We start from the raw sequence: 19612 nt of genomic DNA, 5'->3' as shown, positions 1-19612 counted from the left end.
CGAACGTTCGACCGGGCGCCAGGGATCAATGTAGAAATCTCCAGCAGGGCAATAGAGGCCTTCGGGGCGGGCGATGACGAGGTCCATGGGGTGACCGGGGAGGTGGGCTTGTTACTTAGGAGATGAGGCCGGACGCAGAAGTTCTATCTGAATGCATGGGATCCAAATGTGGAGGGGCTGCCGCATAGCAGTGTGTCGGGCAGAACATCAGTACCTGACAGACCGCTATCGGGGGCAAGCCCCCTCCCACATTTGGTGCCGGTTTCTTCAGATGGGAGCTGGGTTATTTCCCCGGGGTCAGGGTCAACCGCGTCTTCCCATACACTTTCTCGAAGTTCTGCGGCTGCATCGGGAAGCTCAGGTATTGCGCCTTGAGCGACGGGTCGATGCCGTTGGCATAGTTGGGGCTGGCCGGGTTGCCGGATTGGCCGATGCCGCCCTGGCCCATCATCGGTTCCGCCTGGCCGAAGTCGACGATCATGCGCAGCGCCGGCACCTGGGTGGTGTCGAAGTTTTGCCCCCAGTTATACGGCGAGGGGTTCAAGGTGTTGTGGTCGCCACCGGACGCCAGCGGGCCACGAATGATCCGGCCGGCGGCGTTCTTCCAGGTGGTGCTGTGCAGCTTGCCCCATTGCCAGGCCTTGTGATCGGCGCCCAACTGGCTGTCGCCGGCGGTCATCGCGGCCGCCAGGCTGCGGGCGAGGATCGCCGGTTTGTCTTCTTTTTGCGCGGTGCGCACGTCGTCCCAGAACGGGCTGTCTTCGCGGCCCAGCAGGTGGTCGGCCTGGGCGGCGTAGGACAGGTTGGCATTGCTGATGAATGCCTTCCAACTGGCGCTGTTTTCCGGGCCGAGTTCGTCGAGGAAAATCTGTTTGCTGCTTTCCTGCAGGAACAGCTCATAGATCGCCGCGTCGGCGGAGGTGGCAGCCAGGCGGCCGTCGAAGGCCATCAGGCGATTCAGTGCTTCGCGCGCCTTGGCCTGGTCGGCGGCCGGCAGTGCATCGATTGCCTGTTTCAGCGGCTGGGCCATGCCCGGTGCCTGGAACATGGTCTTGAGCTTGGCGGCGAAGGTGGTGGTCTGGTCGTATTGCATGGCGATCAGGCTGCGACTGTCGTGCTTGCCCGCATTGGCCAGCTGCGCGAGACGCTCGCTGCGCTCCGGCGCGTCCCAGGAATTGGACAACTGCATGCCATAACCGCGCGGTGCGGTGCGTTGGTTGGCGGTGCCGATCCAACCTTGGACCGGGTCCTGGTCATAGGGGTGCAGCATCGCGTCGGCGTAGCCATCCCAATCAAAACGTGTGTCCCAGCCCGGCGAGGGCAGCAGGCCTTCGCCTTCGCGGCGGTTGGGGAAGCGGCCGGTGACCTGCCAGCCGATGTTGCTGGCGTCGGCGAAGATCATGTTGAGGGCAATTGCGCGGATTTCCCGGGTCGCGTCGGACGCCTTGCCGGCGTTTTGCGCGCGGGACAGGTCGAAAAACGCATCCAGGCTCTTGTCGTCTTTGAAGTCGGCGGTTTGCAGGGCCAGGCCCAGACCGCTGGTGAGCGCCTGGCTGCTGTTGAGCAGGGCGCCGTGACGGGTTTCGTACACGACTTCGCGAATCGAGCGTTGGCCTTTGACGAAGAAGGTTTCGTTACGCACGCCCGCCGGTAGCCATTTGCCGTTGTTCTCGTAGTACAGCGCGTTGCCCTGGCGTTTGACCTTTTCCAGGAACAGGTCCTGGGTGTCACCCTTGACCGTGCTCATGCTCCACGCCACTTTGCCGTTGAACCCGGACAACAGCGTCGGCAGGCCGGCAATCGAGGCACCGACCGCCTGGTATTTAGGGGCGCGGATCTGCACGTAACTCCACGGCGACGGGGCTTGCGGCTGGGCGGCCAGGTCGCCTGCCAACAGGCTCTTGCCGCTGCGGCTGCGTTGCGGGCCGATCGCCCAGTTGCTCGAGGTGGTGACCGCCAGCGCATTGAGGCTGCCCAGTTGCTGGCTGACCGTGTCCAGCCCGGCCAGGCCGCTGATCTGGCTGAAGTTCACGCCTTTGAGTTTGTCGGCTTCGGCCAGGGGGATCGGTTCATCCGGTGCGCTTGGGGTAAGCCAGGCCAGTTTGTCGACGCCGACTTTTTGCGCGAGCACCAGGGAGGCCAGCTCTTCCTGCAGGTTGGCCGACTCGCTGAAACTCAGCAGGCAGAACAGCAGCGCCGAATCTTCCGGTTTCCAGTACTCGGGCTTGTAGCCGCTCTGGGCCAGGTCCGGCGGCAGCTTGTCGCGGTAGCGGAACAGGTAGGCGTTGACGCCACGGGCATACACTTCGAAGAAGCGCTTGAGGCGCGGTGACGAGGCGTTATACAGCTCGCCGGCGCTTTTCTTCAGGTTGACCGCCCGCATGAAACGGTCGACATCCAGCACCTCGGCCCCGGACATCTCAGCCAGGCGGCCCTGGGCCAACAGACGCAGGGTAACCATCTGGGTGATGCGGTCACTGGCGTGCACATAACCCAGGGTGAACAGCGCGTCGTGGAAGGTGTTGCTTTCGATCAGCGGCATGCCCTGAGCATTGCGACGCACCGACACATTCTGTGCCAGGCCCTTGATTGGCTGCACACCGGTGACGGGAGGCAGGGTGTCCTGGGTGCTCTGGAGCTGGCAACCGGCCAGGCTTAACGCACTGGCCACTGCCGCGGCAACGCCGAACCGGGGAAGAAAATGTGAGAGGGCTGGCGAGGCCATGGCAAAGCTCCTGCGGGGGGTAGCGTCAGTAAAGGCGCTACGTTAGTGAGCGCGGCGAAACGACGCAAGCAGGAGTTGTGGCAATTGCGTGAGAACTTGAGTCTTGTACAAATCAATGTGGGAGGGAGCAAGTCCTTCCCGCATCAGGTCTCAGGATTATCTGTGTGGCTTACGCCCCGTGACACTTCTTGAACTTCTTCTCGCTGCCGCATGGGCAAGGATCGTTGCGGCCAACGTCTTTCAAAGCGTTGCGCACGGGCTCCTGGTGAGCATGGCCGCAGTTCGGGCCGTGGACATGACCGTGGTCGTGATCATGATGATCGTGATCGTGGTTGCAGTCGGGACCATGGACATGGGGTTGCTGAGTCATCGATGTTGCTCCGGAATAAAATCGCCGGGGATTATCTCGCCATTGTGGGCTACCTGCACGTCATAACCGATGAATAATCCGGTTTTCAGCTCGCCTTCCAGGCGATAAGGCACGGGCCGCCTGGGTTTTTTCAGCATCTGCACCACATCCCGTATCTGCGGCCAGAGGTTGGTGCGCACCGACACCTTGAAAAACGCGTGGCCTCGCGGCGGTACGGTGAGCCACTCGTTGGACTCGCCTTCGGTAAGCACAAAATCCCCCAGGGTGACCTTGTAGATCAGGCCACGCACGGTCAGGTCGGCGTCGTCGCGGTTGTCCACGCGAAAGTACAGCTTGAATTTCTGCTCCAGCAGCTTGGCCCGTACCACTTCGACCTTCACCAGGGAGACGTGGGGCGGGGGCAAGTCATTTTCGAACCACGACGCACAACCGGTCAGGCCGAAAGTTAACGCCAGCATCAAGCTGTAGATCCGGAGCATGGCGTGGGTCCTGTGGTGGTCAGAAGTAGCTGGAACAGCACTTCTTGAATTTTTGCCCGCTGCCGCACAAACAGGCATCGTTGCGTCCGGCCTTCACCTCCACCGTCGGGTCGATGAAATACCAGCGTTCGCCATTTTGTACGAAAGAGGACCGTTCGCGGTGGCTATGTTCGCCGGTGTTGTCATGCCAGCGCGCGGTGAAGGTCACGAACGCATGTTCCGGCTGGCCACCGAACACCTCCGAGTTTTCTACCTCCAGGCCGAGCCAGGTACTCTGGGCGCTCCAGGCGGCCATGGCGTTACGGTCCAGACCGGCCTGTTGCGCGGGCAGCGTGGTGGCCACCAGGTAGTCCACCAGGCCCAGTACATAGGCGCTGTAGCGCGAACGCATCAACGCGCTGGCGCAAGGTGCCGGGTGTCCGGCGTGATAATGGCCGCAGCAGGCATCCAGCAGGTTGCCACTGCCGCAGGGGCAAATGGATGTACTCATTGGGTTACCACCAATACTTTCCAAAGTTTTCCGGGTTGGCCCAGAAGCGGGCGTTGAGCCAGTCGGGCACCTGTTTATAGTCAAGCAGGTCGTAGGTGAACAATGTCAGCACCTGTTCATCGCGCTGGAAGCGTTCGCCGGCCTGCAGCGCCAGGGAAAAGAAGTCGGTGTCCTTCCAATCGCAGGCGCCCAGGTCCACCAATACGGCAATGCGGCTGGCGTTGAGGTTGCGAATGCCGCCAAGCAGGGTCAGGCCTTGTGGTTTTGACAGGTGCTCCAGGCAGTCCACCACCAGCGCCAGGTCAAAACGCTGGGCGGCGAGTTCTGCGGGCAAGGGCCCAGGCGCCGCCACGGACACTTGAGTGTCGGGGTGCGCTTGCTTGAAAGCATCCAGCGCCGGAAATTGGCTGGCACCCAACAGCAACAGGCGTTTGGGCTGGTGCAGGTCGAGCAGGGCGGCCAGCGCTTGCTGGGGGGTACGGACAGAAATACCGGCGTTCATCAAAGATCCTCACATCAGGACCCTAGAGACTAACGCGGCTAAGCGCGCGGGCCTAGAGCGGGTGACTGCGAAAACGCCTACATGAACGGCCAACCTCAATAAATACGGGGGCGTGGCTGACTGGCGTGGTTGAAAAGAGCGGTCTTTACTCTTTTTGTCGGCCCCCGCCGATCCCTCCAGGAGAAAACTGATGAGCATCATGCGTACAGCTCTACCCTTGGTTCTGCTAACCGGAGTATTGACAGGTTGCGCAGGTTTGCAAAAAACCGATTGGCCCACCTGCGCCGCCGTCGGCGGTGTGACCGGTGCAGCGATCGGCGCCACGGAAAGCTCGGCCTACGCCGGCTATGGCGCATTGCTCGTCGGCGGAATGGCCGGCGCCTATTGCTGGGTGCACGGCGATGGTGATGAAGACGGCGATGGCGTGCCGGACAGCCGCGACAAATGTCCGGGTACGCCTAAAGGCATGCAGGTGGACGCCAATGGTTGCCCGCCCGCGCCTCCGGCGGCTGCGGTTGAAGAGGTGGCCGTGGTCAAGGAAGAAACCATCGTGATCCGTGACGTGCACTTCCAGTTCGACTCGGCCAAGTTGACCGCGGCGGACAAGATCACGCTCGACACCATCGCTACTCGCTTGAAAAAGGAAGCCCCGAGTGCCCAACTGCGGGTCAGCGGGCACACCGACAGTGTCGGTGCGGAGGCCTATAACCAGAAACTCTCGCAAAAACGCGCGCATTCGGTCACGGAGTACCTGATCAGCCGTGGCGTGCCGCGCAGTAGCTTTGTGTCTGTTGTCGGCGCGGGCGAAAGCCAGCCGGTGGCCGACAACAAAACTGCAGAGGGTCGGGCCTTGAACCGCCGGACGCAAATCCAGATCAATCGCTGACAGCCCTTGCCCCTGTGGATTACACAGGGGCATTGCCGGCGATCCTCGTTGAAACCTCCCCTTTATTAACTTTTTTGATCCTTCACTGGCAAAGCGCCCGTAGAAGTCGTTACTGTGCGTCCAAAGAAAAATTTGAAAACACTCAGGAGCCCCATGATGCGTAAGGTTTTTTTGTTGGCCCTGTTGGTCAGCCCCGTAGCCCTGGCTCAAAGCGTCCGTGTTGAAACCAACTCGTTGATGCGTCTGCCCAGCAGCACCAGCGTGTTGCAACTGGAGCGCCTGGATGTGGCGGATTATGGCACCTTGCTGATCCCGTCCAGCATCAGCCAGGTCACGGTGGATGAACTGCACCTGGGCCGCGACGCACGCATCGCCATTGTGCCCGGCAATACCGCGCTGCAATTGCAAGTAAGCCAGGCACAGCTGGAGCACGGCAGCCAGATCACGTCGCGAGGCGCGCCCGGCACCCATGAAAAACCCGCCAAGCCCGGACGTGACCTGACCTTGCGCATCAATAACCTGACGGCTGAAGAACTCTCGGTGGATGCCCGTGGCGGCGCGGGTGCCCAGGGTTATTCCGGGCTCGATGGCGCTAACGGCGAAGACCCGGGTTGCACTTGGGGCTCGGCCGGGCGTGGCTTCAATGGCGATAACGGCGGTGACGGCCTGCCGGGCGCCGCGGGCGCGCAGGTGCGCGTCGAGTTGCCGAAGGAATTCCCGGCGCAGCAGATCAAAGTGTGGGTCGAGGGCGGGGCAGGGGGGTTGCCCGGCACTGCCGGTAAACCTGGCAAGGGTGGCGAATCCAAAGGCTGCCTGGTGTACCGCGCCGATGGCGGCGAAAAGGGTCGCCCAGGGTTGGAAGGGCAGCCGGGGCCGGTGGGGCCTGCGGGTTCTGTGACTATTCAGCGGCTCTGAATCGCCTGCTCTGACGCCATCGCGGGCAAGCCCTGCTCCCACACTTGGAATGCATTTCAAAAGTGGGAGCAGGAGTTGCCCACTCATCACAACAGCCCATTGGCCGTGGATTTTTCGCTCAGCGGAAGTTGTGTGGATACCCATGCTGCGATGAGGCGCTCAAAACATCGGTCGAGCCGAAGCAATCGCCACCACCAACAACCCCACAATCAGGTTAATCCCCACCAGCCTGCGAATCTGCCCCAGCGTTGCCGCGCCCGCCGGCCAATCCTTAGCCGCCACCGCGGCCTTCAACTCTGGAAACTTCAGCGCCTGGATGCGGATAAACAATGCCGTCATCACCAGATACAAGCCCATCATCACCTGCACGTAGCGCGGCGCCGTCTCAAACCCGTTGAAGCGCAGCTGCAACAGGCCTACACCGCTGATCGGCAAAATCAGCACGGCGACCCACACCCATACAAAAAAACGTTGAAACACATTTGCCCACAGCGTGAGCCGTGCAGGGCCCTCAAGTGCCGCCACAGCGGCGGGGCGCAGGATCATCCAGGCGAAAAACATACCGCCGACCCAGATCAGGGCGGCCAATACATGCAGGGTGTAGGCGAGGCTAAACGCGGTCATTGTGGTACTCCGTTCTGCGCGGGATTAATTAGCGGGGTATGATAGCGGCCGATCCGAACCACTGAAAATTTATCCAGCGTTTTTTGCGCCCGACTATTCATGATCAGCACTGAACTCAAAACCACGATCCAGGGCGCCTATTCGCGTTTTCTCGAAGCCAAGGGCTTGAAACCGCGCTACGGCCAACGCCTGATGATCGCCGAAGTGGCCAAGGTCCTCGGTGATATCGACACCGACGACGAAGGCCGCCGCGACGGTGAGCCTGCGGTCGTGGCCGTCGAAGCCGGCACCGGCACCGGCAAGACCGTGGCCTACAGCCTGGCGGCGATCCCCACCGCCAAGGCCGCCGGCAAGCGCCTGGTGATCGCCACCGCCACCGTCGCCCTGCAGGAGCAGATCGTCTACAAAGACTTGCCCGACCTGATGCGCAATAGCGGCCTGAACTTCACCTTCGCCCTGGCCAAGGGCCGTGGCCGCTACATGTGCCTGTCCAAACTCGACGTGCTGTTGCAGGAAGGCCACGCGCAAACCGCCACGGCGTCGCTGTTCGAAGAAGAAGGCTTCAAAATCGAGGTTGATGAAGTCAGCCAGAAGCTGTTTACCAGCATGATCGAGAAACTGGCCGGCAACAAATGGGACGGCGATCGCGACAGCTGGCCCACGGCCCTGGAAGACGCCGATTGGGCGCGCCTGACCACCGACCACAGCCAATGCACCAACCGTCATTGCCCCAACTTCGGCCAGTGCGCGTTCTACAAGGCGCGCGAAGGCATGGGCAAGGTCGACGTGATCGTCACTAACCACGACATGGTGTTGGCCGACCTGGCCCTGGGCGGCGGTGCTGTGCTGCCCGACCCGCGTGACACCCTCTATGTCTTCGACGAGGGTCACCACCTGCCGGACAAGGCCATCGGCCACTTTGCCCATTACACCCGCCTGCGCTCCACTGCCGATTGGCTGGAGTCCACCGCCAAGAACCTCACCAAATTGCTGGCCCAGCACCCGTTGCCCGGCGATCTGGGCAAGCTGATCGAGCAAGTGCCGGAGCTGGCGCGGGAGATCAAGACCCAGCAGCAGTTCATGTTCAGCGCCTGCGAACAGGTCGCCGACTTCAAGCCCGGCGAAGACGTCGAAGGCCGTGAGCGGCCCCGCCACCGGTTTGTCGGCGGGATGATTCCCGAGCATATGCGCGAAATGGGCATCGAGCTGAAGAAAGGTTTTTCGCGCCTGACCGACTTGTTCACCCGCCTGACCGACCTGCTCAAGGAAGGCATGGATGGCGAAGTCAATATCGGTATCGCCAGCAACCAGGCCGAAGAATGGTACCCGCTGTTCGGCAGCCTGTTGTCCCGCGCCCAGGGCAACTGGGAGTTGTGGACCGCCTTTACCGTCGAAGACCCGGAAGACAACCCGCCCATGGCCCGTTGGCTGACCCTGTCGGAAAGCGGTGCGTTGTTTGATATCGAGGTCAACGCCAGCCCGATTCTCGCCGCCGAAATGCTGCGCCGCAACCTGTGGAACGTGGCTTACGGCTGCCTGGTGACTTCCGCCACGCTGACCGCCCTGGGCACCTTCGATCGCTTCCGCATGCGCGCCGGGTTGCCGAAAAAAGCCGTCACTGCGGTAGTGCCGAGTCCCTTCCACCATGCGGATGCCGGCGTGCTGCGGGTGCCCGATCTCAAGGCCGATCCACGGGACGCAGCGGCACACACCGCGGCGATCATCCGTGACCTGCCGGAGCTGGTGGAAGGTTCGCGCGGCACCCTGGTGCTGTTCTCCTCGCGCAAGCAGATGCAGGACGTGTTCGATGGTCTCGACCGCGACTGGCGCAAGCAGGTGTTTATCCAGGGCAACCTGTCCAAGCAGGAAACCCTGAACAAGCACAAGGCTCGGGTGGACGGTGGCGATTCCAGCGTGCTATTCGGCCTGGCGAGTTTTGCCGAAGGCGTCGACTTGCCCGGTGCCTACTGCGAGCACGTGGTGATCGCCAAGATCCCGTTCTCGGTACCGGACGACCCCGTTGAGGCGGCGTTGGCCGAGTGGATCGAGGCGCGGGGCGGTAACCCATTCATGGAAATCTCGGTGCCGGATGCTTCCCTGAAGCTGGTGCAGGCCTGCGGGCGCTTGCTGCGTACCGAAGAAGACCGCGGCACCATCACCTTGCTCGATCGCCGTTTGGTCACTCAGCGCTATGGCAAAGCCATCCTTAATGCCTTGCCTCCCTTCAGGCGCGAAATTTCTTAAGCCACCGTGGGCGGATTCGCCCACTCCGTGGTCTATCTCATGTATTTCATCAGGCCATTCACCGGCCGTCTGGGAGAACCTTGCTCGTATGATTCGCACGCTGCCCGCCCTTTTTGCCCTGTTGTTCGCTACGCCCTTGATGGCCGCGCCAGCCGGGCAACAGACACTGTTCAACTTTGTCCGTCCGGCCGATGTGGTCAAGGTGGCGACCCAGGACGCCAGCCTGCCGCAATACAACGCCGAACAAACCGCGGAGGGCGAGGTACTGCGCCGCATCACGTTCAACCCGGCTGCCGAGCCGAGCCTGGTGCTCAGTCCGCAAAACGGCGTGTGGGACTGGTCACAGTCGGGCGCCATGAGCCTGCGCATCCAGAGCGCCATGGACTGGGCGCTGACCCTCTACGTCAAAGTGCAGAGCAGTGACGGCAAGACACTGGTCAGCCGCATCGACCTGCCGGCCGGCCCTGCCCAGACCCTGTTGATCCCTCTGCAAGCGAACTCGCCGCTGAGCCAGGGCATGAAGGCCGGCCCGCCGATGCCGATCACCGTCGAGGGGCAGCGAGTGTTGCTGGCCGCAAGTGCCGGGGACATCGACCGCAGCCAGGTGGTTTCGGTGACTTTGTCGATGCTCAAGCCCAACGCGGCGCAAAGCATCCTGCTGGAGCGCTTTGGCGTGCAGGACAGCGAACCGGTGCTCAAGGCTGCCTACAGCGAACTGGTGGATGCCTATGGTCAATCCACCCGTGCGCGCTGGCCGGAGAAGGTCAGCAGTGACGAGCAGCTCAAGGCGCCGCGGCCAAGGAACAGACTCAGCTCCAAGGCTGGCTGGCCACGCGGGACAAATCCTCACTGGATCAATACGGCGGCTGGAACAAAGGCCCGGCGTTCAAGGCCAGCGGGTTTTTCCGCACCGAAAAACGCGACGGTCGCTGGTACCTGGTGACTCCGCTGGGCCATCCGTTCTACTCCCTGGGCGTCAATACCGTGGCCCCGGACAACAGCCAGACCTACGTCGCCGGGCGTGAGTGGATGTTTGCCGCGCTGCCCAAGGCCGGTGAGCCCTTTGACAAGTACTACGGCAGCGGCGACAACCGCAGCGGTAATGGCGCGGGCGAAGGACGTAGTTTTGGTGCCGGGCGCTGGTACGATTTCTACGGCGCCAACCTGCAGCGAACCTATGGTGGTGAAGGCTTCGACCAGAAACGTTGGGTCGCGCATACCCTCGACCGCCTGCAGGCCTGGGGTTTCAACACGGTAGGCAATTGGAGCGACGACGCTCTGGCCGCCGCCGACCGCGTGCCGTACACCCTGCCGCTGTCGATCGTCGGCGATTACGCCAGCATCAGCACCGGCACCGACTGGTGGGGCGGCATGCCCGACCCGTTCGACCCGCGCTTCGCCATGGCCACTGAGCGCGCCGTGGCCATTGCCGCCCGCGATCACCGCGACGATCCGTGGTTGATCGGTTTCTTCGCCGATAACGAATTGGCCTGGGCCGGTCCGGGTGATGATGCCAAATCCCGCTACGCCTTGGCCTACGGCACACTGCGCATGACCACCGACGTGCCGGCCAAACGCGCGTTCCTCAAGCAACTGCGCGACAAGTACCGTAACGAGGAGGGGCTATCGAAAGCCTGGGGTATCCAGTTGACCGGCTGGGAGCTGATGGAAGACCCAGGCTTCGAGCCGCCGATGCCCAACCCCGAACATCCGGAAATCGAAGCGGACTTCAAGTACTTCCAGAAGACCTTTGCCGACGCCTACTTCAAGACCATTTCCGACTCGCTCAAATGGCACGCGCCCAACCAGCTGTTGTTGGGCGGCCGCTATGCCGTCAGCACGCCGGAAGCGGTGGCATCCTGCGCGCAATATTGCGACGTGCTGAGCTTCAACATGTACACCCTCAAGCCGCAGGACGGTTATGACTTCGCCGCGTTGCGGGCGCTGGACAAACCGGTGCTGATCACCGAGTTCAACTTCGGCTCCGCCGACCGAGGGCCGTTCTGGGGCGGTGTGACCCAGTTGGCGCGTGAAGAGGATCGCGGCGCGGCGTATGCCAGCTTTCTCAAGCAAGCCATGGCCGAACCGTCGATTGTCGGCGTGCATTGGTTTCAATACCTGGATCAGCCGGTGACCGGTCGCTTACTGGACGGCGAAAACGGCCACTTCGGCCTGGTGGGCATTACCGATATGCCGTTCCAGGGGTTTGTCGAGAATGTGCGCAAAAGCAACCTGGAGGCGGTCGATCAGTTGGGCAAGGAGGCGCAAAAGGCCAAGCCGGACGACGAGGTGCGTGAACGCGAAGGCGGCAAACCCGGGCATGCCGGCAAAGGTTCGGGGCAGGGCGCCGGGCATGCCGGTGGGCATTCGGGTAATGGTCATTGATTGAGCGTTGACGGGTTCACAAAAGCCACAAGGGCTGGAACAATGACCGCCACTTTTCATGGCGTTTTCGAGGTCGCTCAGGTGCAGATTCAGGGTCATTACGAACTACAGTTCGAAGCGGTACGCGAAGCGTTTGCCGCGTTGTTCGATGACCCGCAGGAACGTGGCGCCGGGCTTTGCATCCAGATCGGCGGCGAAACCGTGGTCGACCTGTGGGCCGGCACCGCCGACAAGGACGGCGCCGAAGCCTGGCACAGCGATACCATCGTCAACCTGTTCTCCTGCACCAAGACCTTCACTGCCGTCACGGCCCTGCAATTGGTGGCCGAGGGCAAGTTGCAACTGGACACGCCCGTGGCCAGGTATTGGCCGGCATTCGCGGCAGCCGGCAAGGAAACCATCACCCTGCGCCAGTTGCTCTGCCATCAGGCCGGGTTGCCGGCGATCCGCGAGATGCTGCCTGCCGAAGCCCTGTATGACTGGCAACGGATGGTTGACACCCTGGCCGCCGAAGCGCCGTGGTGGACGCCGGGCCAGGGCCATGGCTACGAGGCCATCACCTATGGCTGGCTGGTCGGCGAATTGCTGCGCCGCGCCGACGGACGTGGGCCGGGTGAGTCGATTGTGGCGCGGGTGGCGCGGCCACTTGGGCTGGACTTTCATGTGGGCCTGGCGGATGAAGAGTTTTATCGCGTGGCTCATATAGCGCGCAGCAAAGGCAATATGGGCGATGAAGCCGCACAACGGTTGTTGCAAGTAATGATGCGTGAACCGACTGCAATGACCACGCGGGCATTTGCCAATCCGCCGTCTATTCTGACCAGTACTAACAAACCCGAATGGCGACGCATGCAGCAGCCGGCGGCAAATGGTCACGGCAATGCGCGCAGCCTGGCCGGTTTTTATAGTGGTTTATTGGACGGTAGTTTGCTGGAAGCGGACATGCTTGAAGAGTTGACCCGCGAACACAGTATCGGCCCGGATAAAACATTATTGACGCAAACCCGTTTCGGCCTCGGCTGCATGTTGGATCAACCGGATTTACCCAACGCCACCTTCGGCCTTGGCCCGCGTGCTTTCGGGCATCCGGGCGCTGGTGGCTCGGTCGGCTTTGCCGATCCTGAACATGATGTAGCCTTTGGGTTCGTGACTAATACGCTGGGCCCTTACGTACTTATGGACCCGCGCGCGCAGAAGTTGGTCGGAATATTGGCCGGTTGTCTGTAAACCCCTTGCTGTTTCACAATTTTTTGTTACAAAGGCAACTATAAGAAGAGGCTGAACACAATTTTGTAACTTTAAAGTTCTGTAAGCGTCTGTTTAACGGGTCATCCAGACCCCCGTATCTTTTCTCATTTTGTGGATATCTCATGTTATCGAACAAGTCCTTGGCCCTGGCCCTTTGCCTCACTATGACCGGCTGCGCACAAACGCCACAAAATGATGCCGAGGGTGGGCATTGGTGGTCATTTGGATCTGATAAAACCGCCACCAAGGACGCAGTGAGCCAAACCGACGCCAAGCCGGACGCCAAACCCGCCGCTGGCGCCACGCCTGTCGCGCCTGCAGCCGTAGCCGCTGCGCCGGCGCCGGCAGCCAAGACCGACACGGGTTCCAGCTGGTGGCCGTTCGGTTCCAAAAGCGCCGACGAAAAGGCCGCTGACGCCAAGGCTGACCTGAAAGCCGATCTCAAGGCTGCCGACCCGGCCCCTGCGGTTGCCAAAAACGAGACTGAAGCTCACTGGTGGTGGCCGTTCGAAAGCAAACCCAAGCCATTGGCCAAGGTCGACGTGACCAGCGTGCCGATGCCCGATCCAAAAATCACCCAGGCCTGGCTGGACGACTATGAGCCGCGCCTGCGTGCCGCCATCAAGGACAGCAACCTGCAACTTGAGCGTCGCGACAACGTCCTGGTGGTGATTGCGCCGGTAGACGGTTCCTACAACCCGAAACGTCCCGCGATGCTGCTGCCGGTCACTCTCGGCCCATTCACCCGCGTGGCCAAGGCTGTTGAAGCCGACCCCAAGACCGCCGTTCTGGTGTTGGGCCACGTTGACGCCACCGGCACCGCGCCGGCCAGCCAGGCGTTGACCAAGGAGCGTGCACAATCGATCGCCTCGATCTTCAGTCTCAGCGGCCTGAAGCAAGACCGTCTGATGCTGCGCGGCATGGGTGACCTGATGCCACGTGCGGCCAACGACAGTAACCAGGGCCGTGCGCTGAATCGTCGCATGGAAATTATGTTCACTCAGCGTACAACTATGTTGGCGTTGCTGAGCAAGTACAACTCGGGCAAGACCCCGCCCGTAGCTGAGATGGTCGCCGTGCAGAATGTGCCTGCCCCGGCACCGGCCGCTAAGGCCCCGGCTAAAAAGGCGGCTGCCGGCAAGGCAAGCACCAAGAAAGCTGCTGCCAAGCCAGCCGCCAAGAAAGCCCCGGCCAAGCCAGCCGCGAAGAAAACCGCACCGGCTAAAGCCAAGGCCGATGCACCGGCGAACGACCAGGCAAAAAACTGACCTGCTGAACCAGAAGGATACAGCCGCATGACCCAGGCACTGGCCGATATGCGCCGTGACTACACACGGAACGGTTTGAGCGAGGCCCAGGCCCCGAATGAGCCGTTTGCGTTGTTCCACCAGTGGTTTGCCGATGCGGTGAAAACCGAGCAGCCACCGGTGGAGGCCAATGCCATGACCCTGGCCACGGTCGACCAGGACGGTCGCCCGCACTGTCGCATCCTGTTGCTCAAGGGCCTGGATGCGCAGGGCTTTACCTTCTTCACCAACTATCAGAGCGCCAAGGGCGAGCAGCTCGCGGCGCGGCCGTTTGCGGCCATGACGTTTTTCTGGCCGACCCTGGAGCGCCAGGTGCGTATCGAGGGGCGGGTGGTCAAAGTCACGCCGCAGGAATCGGACGCTTATTTCCAGGTCCGTCCATTGGGCAGCCGTCTTGGGGCTTGGGCGTCGCCGCAGAGCCAGGTCATTCGTGATCGTGAGGAACTGCAAGACCTGCTCAAGGCCACCGAACAGCGTTTCAGCGATACCCAGCCTGATTGCCCCGAGCATTGGGGTGGCTATCGCCTGCTGCCGGAGCGCATCGAGTTCTGGCAAGGCCGCGCCAGCCGCCTGCATGATCGCCTCAATTACCGCTTGCAAGGGGCCGACTGGACCCGTGAGCGCCTGGCGCCCTGAGCTGCACCTTTCGTCACCTCACCTGAATGATGCACTTCACCCCGACGTCTCTATTGTGAGGCGTCGGGTGTGTAATGCTGCGCGGCGTTCTTCAGCCAGTTCGTCAAGTCCCCGCGTTTGATTTTCAAGACGCGCGCCTGCTCCAGCTGTTGCAGCATGAAGGCGCGCTTGAGCGGATCCTCGCCGGCCATCGACAGCGCGAGGTCGCGGTCCACCCAGCGTTTGATGCGCAGGTAAATCCAAGCATGGAAATACAGGCCGGCCAGCGTAGTGACTACAATGATGAAGTAATCCATAAACATCCTAGGTATTAGAAGAATGCTACCGTTCGTCGATTTTTTGAGTGCTGGCAGTCTGTACTAAGGCTGAATGAAAGCAATTTTCTGCCGGGCTTGCCGTGACAGGCGTCAAGCCGCGGCGTTTAATGAAGACCTGTCCTTTGGAGTTGATGCTATGCGTAAGTCCGTTTTACTGGTTGCCTGCTTTACCACCCTGTCATTGCTGTTGGGTGGCTGCGCCTCGAGTCTGACCGGCGACTCGTATTCCCGTGATGAAGCGCGTCGTGTACAGACCGTGCGCATGGGTACCATCGAATCCCTGCGTCCGGTGAAAATCGAAGGCACCAAGACCCCTATCGGCGGCGCGGCCGGTGCAGTCATTGGCGGCGTGGGCGGCAGTGCCATCGGCGGTGGCCGTGGCAGTATCGTGACCGCTGTGATCGGCGCCGTCGCCGGCGGCTTGTTGGGTTCGGCTACCGAAGAAGGCCTGACCCGTACCCAAGGCGTGGAAATCACCGTTCGCGAAGACGACGGCAGCATGCGCGCCTACGTACAAGCTGTGCAGGAAAATGAAATCTTCCGCATTGGCGACCGCGTGCGCATCATGACGGTTGACGGTACCAGCCGCGTTACTCGCTAAACGTCGGTTGTAGAAACACAAAACCCCAACCGGGTGACTGGTTGGGGTTTCTGGTTTTAGGCAGGCAATAAAAAACCGCCTTAGTAGGGCGGGTTTTTATTGCAAACCCAGTGAGTGCTGGGGTTTGCTACCTCAAGGATGCATCGACCTGCAAGCGAATACTAACGCCGGCCTTGTAGACACGCAAGGCTGAACGATTGGTGATATAGATCGTTTCTGATGCTTTTTCGCGCGATTCATTCCCCTGCAATAGTCTGAAATGAGTCTGTTGAGCAATACTGAATACCTGATCGCTGTTGGTCACACTTTCAACCGGAAAGTTAGTTAGGATTCTCCCCGTTCCATGTTCGTCGCTTTCAGGTGTGTCGGGAACTCGCGCGAATTCTGGGCCGACCGCCACGGGCTAGTAATCCGTGCCGGATCCATGCGGAAGGACCATTAACCCGGCCGCCTCAAGGATGTATCGACCTGCATCCGAAGGCTCACATGTTCCGGTAAGTGCGCTGGAGGTAAGGCCCAACGCTTGGAGGGCCGAGTATGTCTAAGTTTGCACGACGTACGTGGAACCTCGTAGTGAATGCCCTGCGTGTTTATCACGTGTGGGTATTCCTGCGAGACAGCTTCGATGACTTTTAAGGTCTGAGAAGTGGAACCGCCTCGGTTTATGCCGAGGCGGCTTTTTTGGTTTCTTTGCTTGCCACGTAAAATCTGAAAACTCCCTCCGAGTGACAGGTCAGTTTTTTTCGAAAAGTTTTTTCGAGGCGTCAGGTAAACATCTCGATGTCATCCATTGCGTCATTCACTGCCGCCGATAAAGCGGAGCCTCTTCTTCTTGCTTGTTCGAACGCCGGGATGACTTTCGTCATATCTACCTTTCCGAATCGACGTGCTATGTGTCCTATAGCTACGATCGCTGCTGATGCGGTTTGATTGTCGGGGTGTCCGATAAACTGTATGCACGTTTGTTGTGCCCACTCTCCGTCCATTTCATTCAGTCCAATTGAGATCAACGCTTCTGTTACTTTGGCTCTATCCGTTGCTGCTAAATAACGTACTGCTTCATCGTGATCCAATGATGGGTCGTGGTATCGCATAGTCATAGGGTATCTTCCAAGATTGCCGTCCGAACCGCCAACTCAGCCTCACTCATGGGCTCAAGCTTTCGATACCCACCGGTCCCGGTGCCGTAGGATCGCCAGACTTGAACTACATCCTTGTTGCTTGCCATCGTGCCCTCCTGGCGTGGTGCTTAACGAGATCCGGCGAAGAAGCCGGGTGCCGACGTTAGAGCAAGCCGAGGAGGGTGGATGTAGGAAGGAACTGCGAAAAAGGGGGGAATTGGATGAATCAGGAGCCGGCTTGCCGGCTCCTGCCAAGGATCAGGCTTTCTTGCGACTTGCCATCGCTGTCACCACATAACCAATGCACGCTGCCAGTATCGACCCGGTCAGGATCCCCATTCGATCCTCCCCGGCAAACTCGCTGGCGCCCGGCACAAATGCCAGGGAACCGACGAACAGGCTCATGGTGAAGCCGATGCCACACAGGATCGCCACGCCGAACACCTGACCCCAGTTGGCGCCGCTCGGCAGGGCGGCGAGACCGGTCTTTATGGCCAGCCAGGTGAGGCCGAATACGCCGATGGTCTTGCCGATCAGCAGGCCGGCGGCGATGCCCATGGGCACGTGATGGGTGAAGCTCTCCAGACTTACGCCGGTGAGGGATACGCCGGCGTTGGCGAAGGCGAACAGCGGCAATATGCCGTACGCCACCCAGGGGTGCAGGGCGTGTTCCAGGGTCAGCAGCGGTGAGGGTTCGGCGTTCTTGGTGCGCATCGGGATACAGAACGCCAGGGTCACGCCCGCGAGGGTGGCGTGTACGCCGCTCTTGAGTACGCATACCCACAGAACCAGGCCGACAATCAGATAGGCCCAGAGCTTGATGACCCCAAGGCGGTTCATCGCAATCAAGGCCACCAGGCAGGCGCCTGCCCCAGCCAGGGCCGCGCCGGACAGGTCGGCGGAATAGAACACGGCGATCACGATGATCGCACCCAGGTCATCGATGATGGCCAGGGTCATCAGGAACAGTTTCAGCGACACCGGCACGCGCTTGCCCAGCAGCGCCAGCACGCCCAATGCAAAGGCAATGTCGGTGGCCATCGGGATCGCCCAGCCGGAGAGCGCGGCGGGGTAGTCCTTGTTGATCGCCCAGTAGATCAACGCCGGCACCACCATGCCGCCAATGGCGGCTGCGCCAGGCAGGACCACTTGGGACGGTTTGGACAGGTGGCCGTCAAGCAGTTCGCGCTTGACCTCCAGCCCGATCAGCAGGAAGAACAGCGCCATCAGGCCGTCATTGATCCACAACAGGGCCGGTTTGGCGATTTTCAGCGCGCCAATCTGCGCCACCACCGGCACATCCAGAAACGCGGTGTACAGGTGCGACAACGGTGAGTTGTTGACGATCAGCGCGAGCGCGGCGGCAGCGATCAATAACAGACCGCTGGCGGCTTCCAGCTGGAAGAAACGGGTGAACGTGCTACGCAGAGCCAAGGGATGCTCTCCAATCCGGATTCAATAGGTGGGTACCCTAACCCGTACCGTTAGTTGTTAAAACAAAAAATATATTCTTATTTGTTATAAGCGAGAGGCAGATTTCGTGTTGCGGCGGACGCCCGCAATTGTGTGTCCAATTGAGTCATCACTGTATCGGTATGCAGTGTAGGAAACATCTTAAAATTGCGGCTGAAATTCTTAGAGATCACCCTCATGAGCGACCACCGTCCCTGGGCCCGCGAAGCCATTCGCATCATCGAAGCGGACTTCCAACGCAGCGCCGACACGCACCTGATCCCCTTGCCGCTGCCGGGTTTGCCAGGCATCGAGTTGTACTTCAAGGACGAGTCCAGTCACCCTACCGGCAGCCTCAAGCATCGGCTGGCCCGCTCACTGTTCCTGTACGCGCTGTGCAACGGCTGGCTCAAGCCGGGCGCGCCGGTGATCGAAGCCTCCAGTGGTTCCACGGCGATCTCCGAAGCCTACTTCGCGCGCCTGCTCGGCCTGCCGTTTATTGCCGTGATGCCGGCGAGCACCTCTCAGGAAAAGATCGCGCAGATTGCCTTCTATGGCGGCAAGAGCCATCTGGTACAGGATCCGACGCAGATCTACACCGAATCCGAACGCTTGGCGCGGGAAAGTGGCGGTCATTTCATGGATCAATTCACCTACGCTGAACGCGCTACCGACTGGCGCGCGAACAACAACATCGCCGAGTCGATCTTCCAGCAGATGCGTTTTGAACAACACCCGGAGCCCAGCTGGTTGATCTCCAGCCCCGGTACCGGCGGCACTACGGCCACCCTCGGGCGCTACGTGCGTTATCGCCAGCATTGCACGCGTGTGCTGTGCGCCGATGCCGAGCGCTCGGTGTTTTTTGACTACTACCAGACCGGCGATGCCAGCCTGCGCCTGGACTGCGGTTCGCGCATTGAAGGCATTGGCCGGCCAAGGGTCGAGGCGTCGTTTTTACCCAAGGTGATCGATGCGATGGTCAAGGTGCCGGATGCGCTGTCAATGGCGGCGATGCATTACCTGGCCGAGCGGTTGGGGCGTCGCGTCGGCGGTTCCAGCGGGACCAACCTGATTGGCGCGCTGATGGCGGCGCAACAGATGAAAGCTGCAGGCGAATCGGGCTCGATCGTGGCGATCTTGTGTGACGGCGGCGAGCGGTATGCCACCACCTATTACGATCAGGCGTGGCTGGCGGGGCAGGGGTATGTGCTGGAAGGGTTGATTGCGGCCATTGCGGCCAGTGTGGAGCGGGGCGAGCCGTTGCCGGCCAGCATCCTGCGCGCCAATATCTAAAAGTCGGCGATAAGTTG

General features: G+C 60.9%; 17 protein-coding genes and 1 pseudogene. 9 read left to right on the top strand and 9 right to left on the bottom strand.

Annotated features, from left to right (window positions below; translation table 11 throughout):
- Positions 1-283: 283 nt before the first annotated feature.
- The 5 genes from JWR98_RS07620 to JWR98_RS07600 form a co-directional block, all read right to left on the bottom strand.
- Complete coding sequence (locus JWR98_RS07620; protein WP_205489640.1) at positions 284-2725, bottom strand: penicillin acylase family protein; 2442 nt, start codon at positions 2723-2725, stop codon at positions 284-286.
- 169 nt (positions 2726-2894) lie between these two features.
- A complete protein-coding gene (locus JWR98_RS07615; protein ID WP_003189235.1) occupies positions 2895-3095 on the bottom strand; it encodes an SEC-C metal-binding domain-containing protein in 201 nt (66 codons plus the stop codon).
- Entirely contained in the window at positions 3092-3574 is a 483-nt protein-coding gene (locus JWR98_RS07610; protein ID WP_003172339.1) for an LEA/WHy family protein, read from the bottom strand. The genes JWR98_RS07615 and JWR98_RS07610 overlap by 4 nt, the downstream gene beginning before the upstream one ends.
- A 19-nt stretch (positions 3575-3593) precedes the next feature.
- A complete protein-coding gene (locus JWR98_RS07605) occupies positions 3594-4064 on the bottom strand; it encodes a YchJ family protein (RefSeq protein ID WP_003172340.1) in 471 nt (156 codons plus the stop codon).
- Between the two features lie 4 nt (positions 4065-4068).
- Positions 4069-4566: a DUF6231 family protein gene (locus JWR98_RS07600; RefSeq protein WP_003172342.1), complete on the bottom strand. Its 498-nt coding sequence runs from the start codon at positions 4564-4566 to the stop codon at positions 4069-4071.
- A 190-nt stretch (positions 4567-4756) separates the two neighbouring features.
- On the opposite strand from JWR98_RS07600, the gene JWR98_RS07595 reads away from it, so the two are divergent.
- Complete coding sequence (locus JWR98_RS07595; protein WP_078731900.1) at positions 4757-5452, top strand: PA1041 family peptidoglycan-binding anchor lipoprotein; 696 nt, start codon at positions 4757-4759, stop codon at positions 5450-5452.
- A 156-nt stretch (positions 5453-5608) separates the two neighbouring features.
- Complete coding sequence (locus JWR98_RS07590; RefSeq protein WP_078731901.1) at positions 5609-6367, top strand: collagen-like triple helix repeat-containing protein; 759 nt, start codon at positions 5609-5611, stop codon at positions 6365-6367.
- 159 nt (positions 6368-6526) lie between these two features.
- On the opposite strand, the gene JWR98_RS07585 is transcribed toward JWR98_RS07590, so the two are convergent.
- On the bottom strand, positions 6527-6991 hold the full coding sequence (locus JWR98_RS07585; RefSeq protein ID WP_078731902.1) for a CopD family protein: 465 nt from the start codon (positions 6989-6991) through the stop codon (positions 6527-6529).
- A 99-nt stretch (positions 6992-7090) separates the two neighbouring features.
- Here JWR98_RS07585 and dinG point away from each other — a divergent pair, with 99 nt between their 5' ends.
- The 5 genes and pseudogenes from dinG (at position 7091) to pdxH (ending at position 14811) form a co-directional block, all read left to right on the top strand.
- On the top strand, positions 7091-9235 hold the full coding sequence (gene dinG / locus JWR98_RS07580) for an ATP-dependent DNA helicase DinG (RefSeq protein WP_003172348.1): 2145 nt from the start codon (positions 7091-7093) through the stop codon (positions 9233-9235).
- A gap of 88 nt (positions 9236-9323) precedes the next feature.
- A pseudogene (locus JWR98_RS07575) lies at positions 9324-11620 on the top strand (beta-galactosidase).
- 81 nt (positions 11621-11701) lie between these two features.
- A complete protein-coding gene (locus tag JWR98_RS07570; RefSeq protein WP_078731940.1) occupies positions 11702-12847 on the top strand; it encodes a serine hydrolase domain-containing protein in 1146 nt (381 codons plus the stop codon).
- Between the two features lie 143 nt (positions 12848-12990).
- Positions 12991-14136, top strand: a complete 1146-nt coding sequence (locus tag JWR98_RS07565) for an OmpA family protein (RefSeq protein ID WP_078731904.1) — start codon at positions 12991-12993, stop codon at positions 14134-14136.
- 27 nt (positions 14137-14163) lie between these two features.
- Positions 14164-14811 carry a pyridoxamine 5'-phosphate oxidase gene (gene pdxH, locus JWR98_RS07560; protein WP_078731905.1) on the top strand — a complete coding sequence of 216 codons (648 nt, stop codon included), beginning with the start codon at positions 14164-14166 and terminating at the stop codon, positions 14809-14811.
- Between the two features lie 50 nt (positions 14812-14861).
- Here pdxH and JWR98_RS07555 read toward each other — a convergent pair whose 3' ends face one another.
- Complete coding sequence (locus tag JWR98_RS07555; protein ID WP_205489638.1) at positions 14862-15107, bottom strand: hypothetical protein; 246 nt, start codon at positions 15105-15107, stop codon at positions 14862-14864.
- Positions 15108-15264: 157 nt separating this feature from the next.
- On the opposite strand from JWR98_RS07555, the gene JWR98_RS07550 reads away from it, so the two are divergent.
- On the top strand, positions 15265-15729 hold the full coding sequence (locus tag JWR98_RS07550) for an outer membrane lipoprotein (RefSeq protein WP_003189251.1): 465 nt from the start codon (positions 15265-15267) through the stop codon (positions 15727-15729).
- A 764-nt stretch (positions 15730-16493) separates the two neighbouring features.
- Here JWR98_RS07550 and JWR98_RS07545 read toward each other — a convergent pair.
- Together JWR98_RS07545 and nhaA are read right to left on the bottom strand one after the other, a co-directional pair.
- Complete coding sequence (locus tag JWR98_RS07545) at positions 16494-16829, bottom strand: hypothetical protein (RefSeq protein ID WP_205489636.1); 336 nt, start codon at positions 16827-16829, stop codon at positions 16494-16496.
- A gap of 279 nt (positions 16830-17108) precedes the next feature.
- The gene (gene nhaA, locus JWR98_RS07540) at positions 17109-18284 is read right to left on the bottom strand and encodes a Na+/H+ antiporter NhaA (RefSeq protein ID WP_078731908.1); all 1176 of its coding nucleotides are present in this window, start codon (positions 18282-18284) and stop codon (positions 17109-17111) included.
- A 216-nt stretch (positions 18285-18500) separates the two neighbouring features.
- Here nhaA and JWR98_RS07535 point away from each other — a divergent pair, with 216 nt between their 5' ends.
- Positions 18501-19595 carry a PLP-dependent cysteine synthase family protein gene (locus JWR98_RS07535; RefSeq protein ID WP_205489634.1) on the top strand — a complete coding sequence of 365 codons (1095 nt, stop codon included), beginning with the start codon at positions 18501-18503 and terminating at the stop codon, positions 19593-19595.
- Positions 19596-19612: the final 17 nt, after the last annotated feature.

Origin of the sequence: Pseudomonas lactucae, from assembly GCF_016937615.1 — a bacterium.
Classification (GTDB): Bacteria; Pseudomonadota; Gammaproteobacteria; order Pseudomonadales; family Pseudomonadaceae; genus Aquipseudomonas; species Aquipseudomonas lactucae.
Note: the sequence above shows the minus strand (reverse complement) of the source record. Positions and strands in the feature narration are given on the sequence as shown.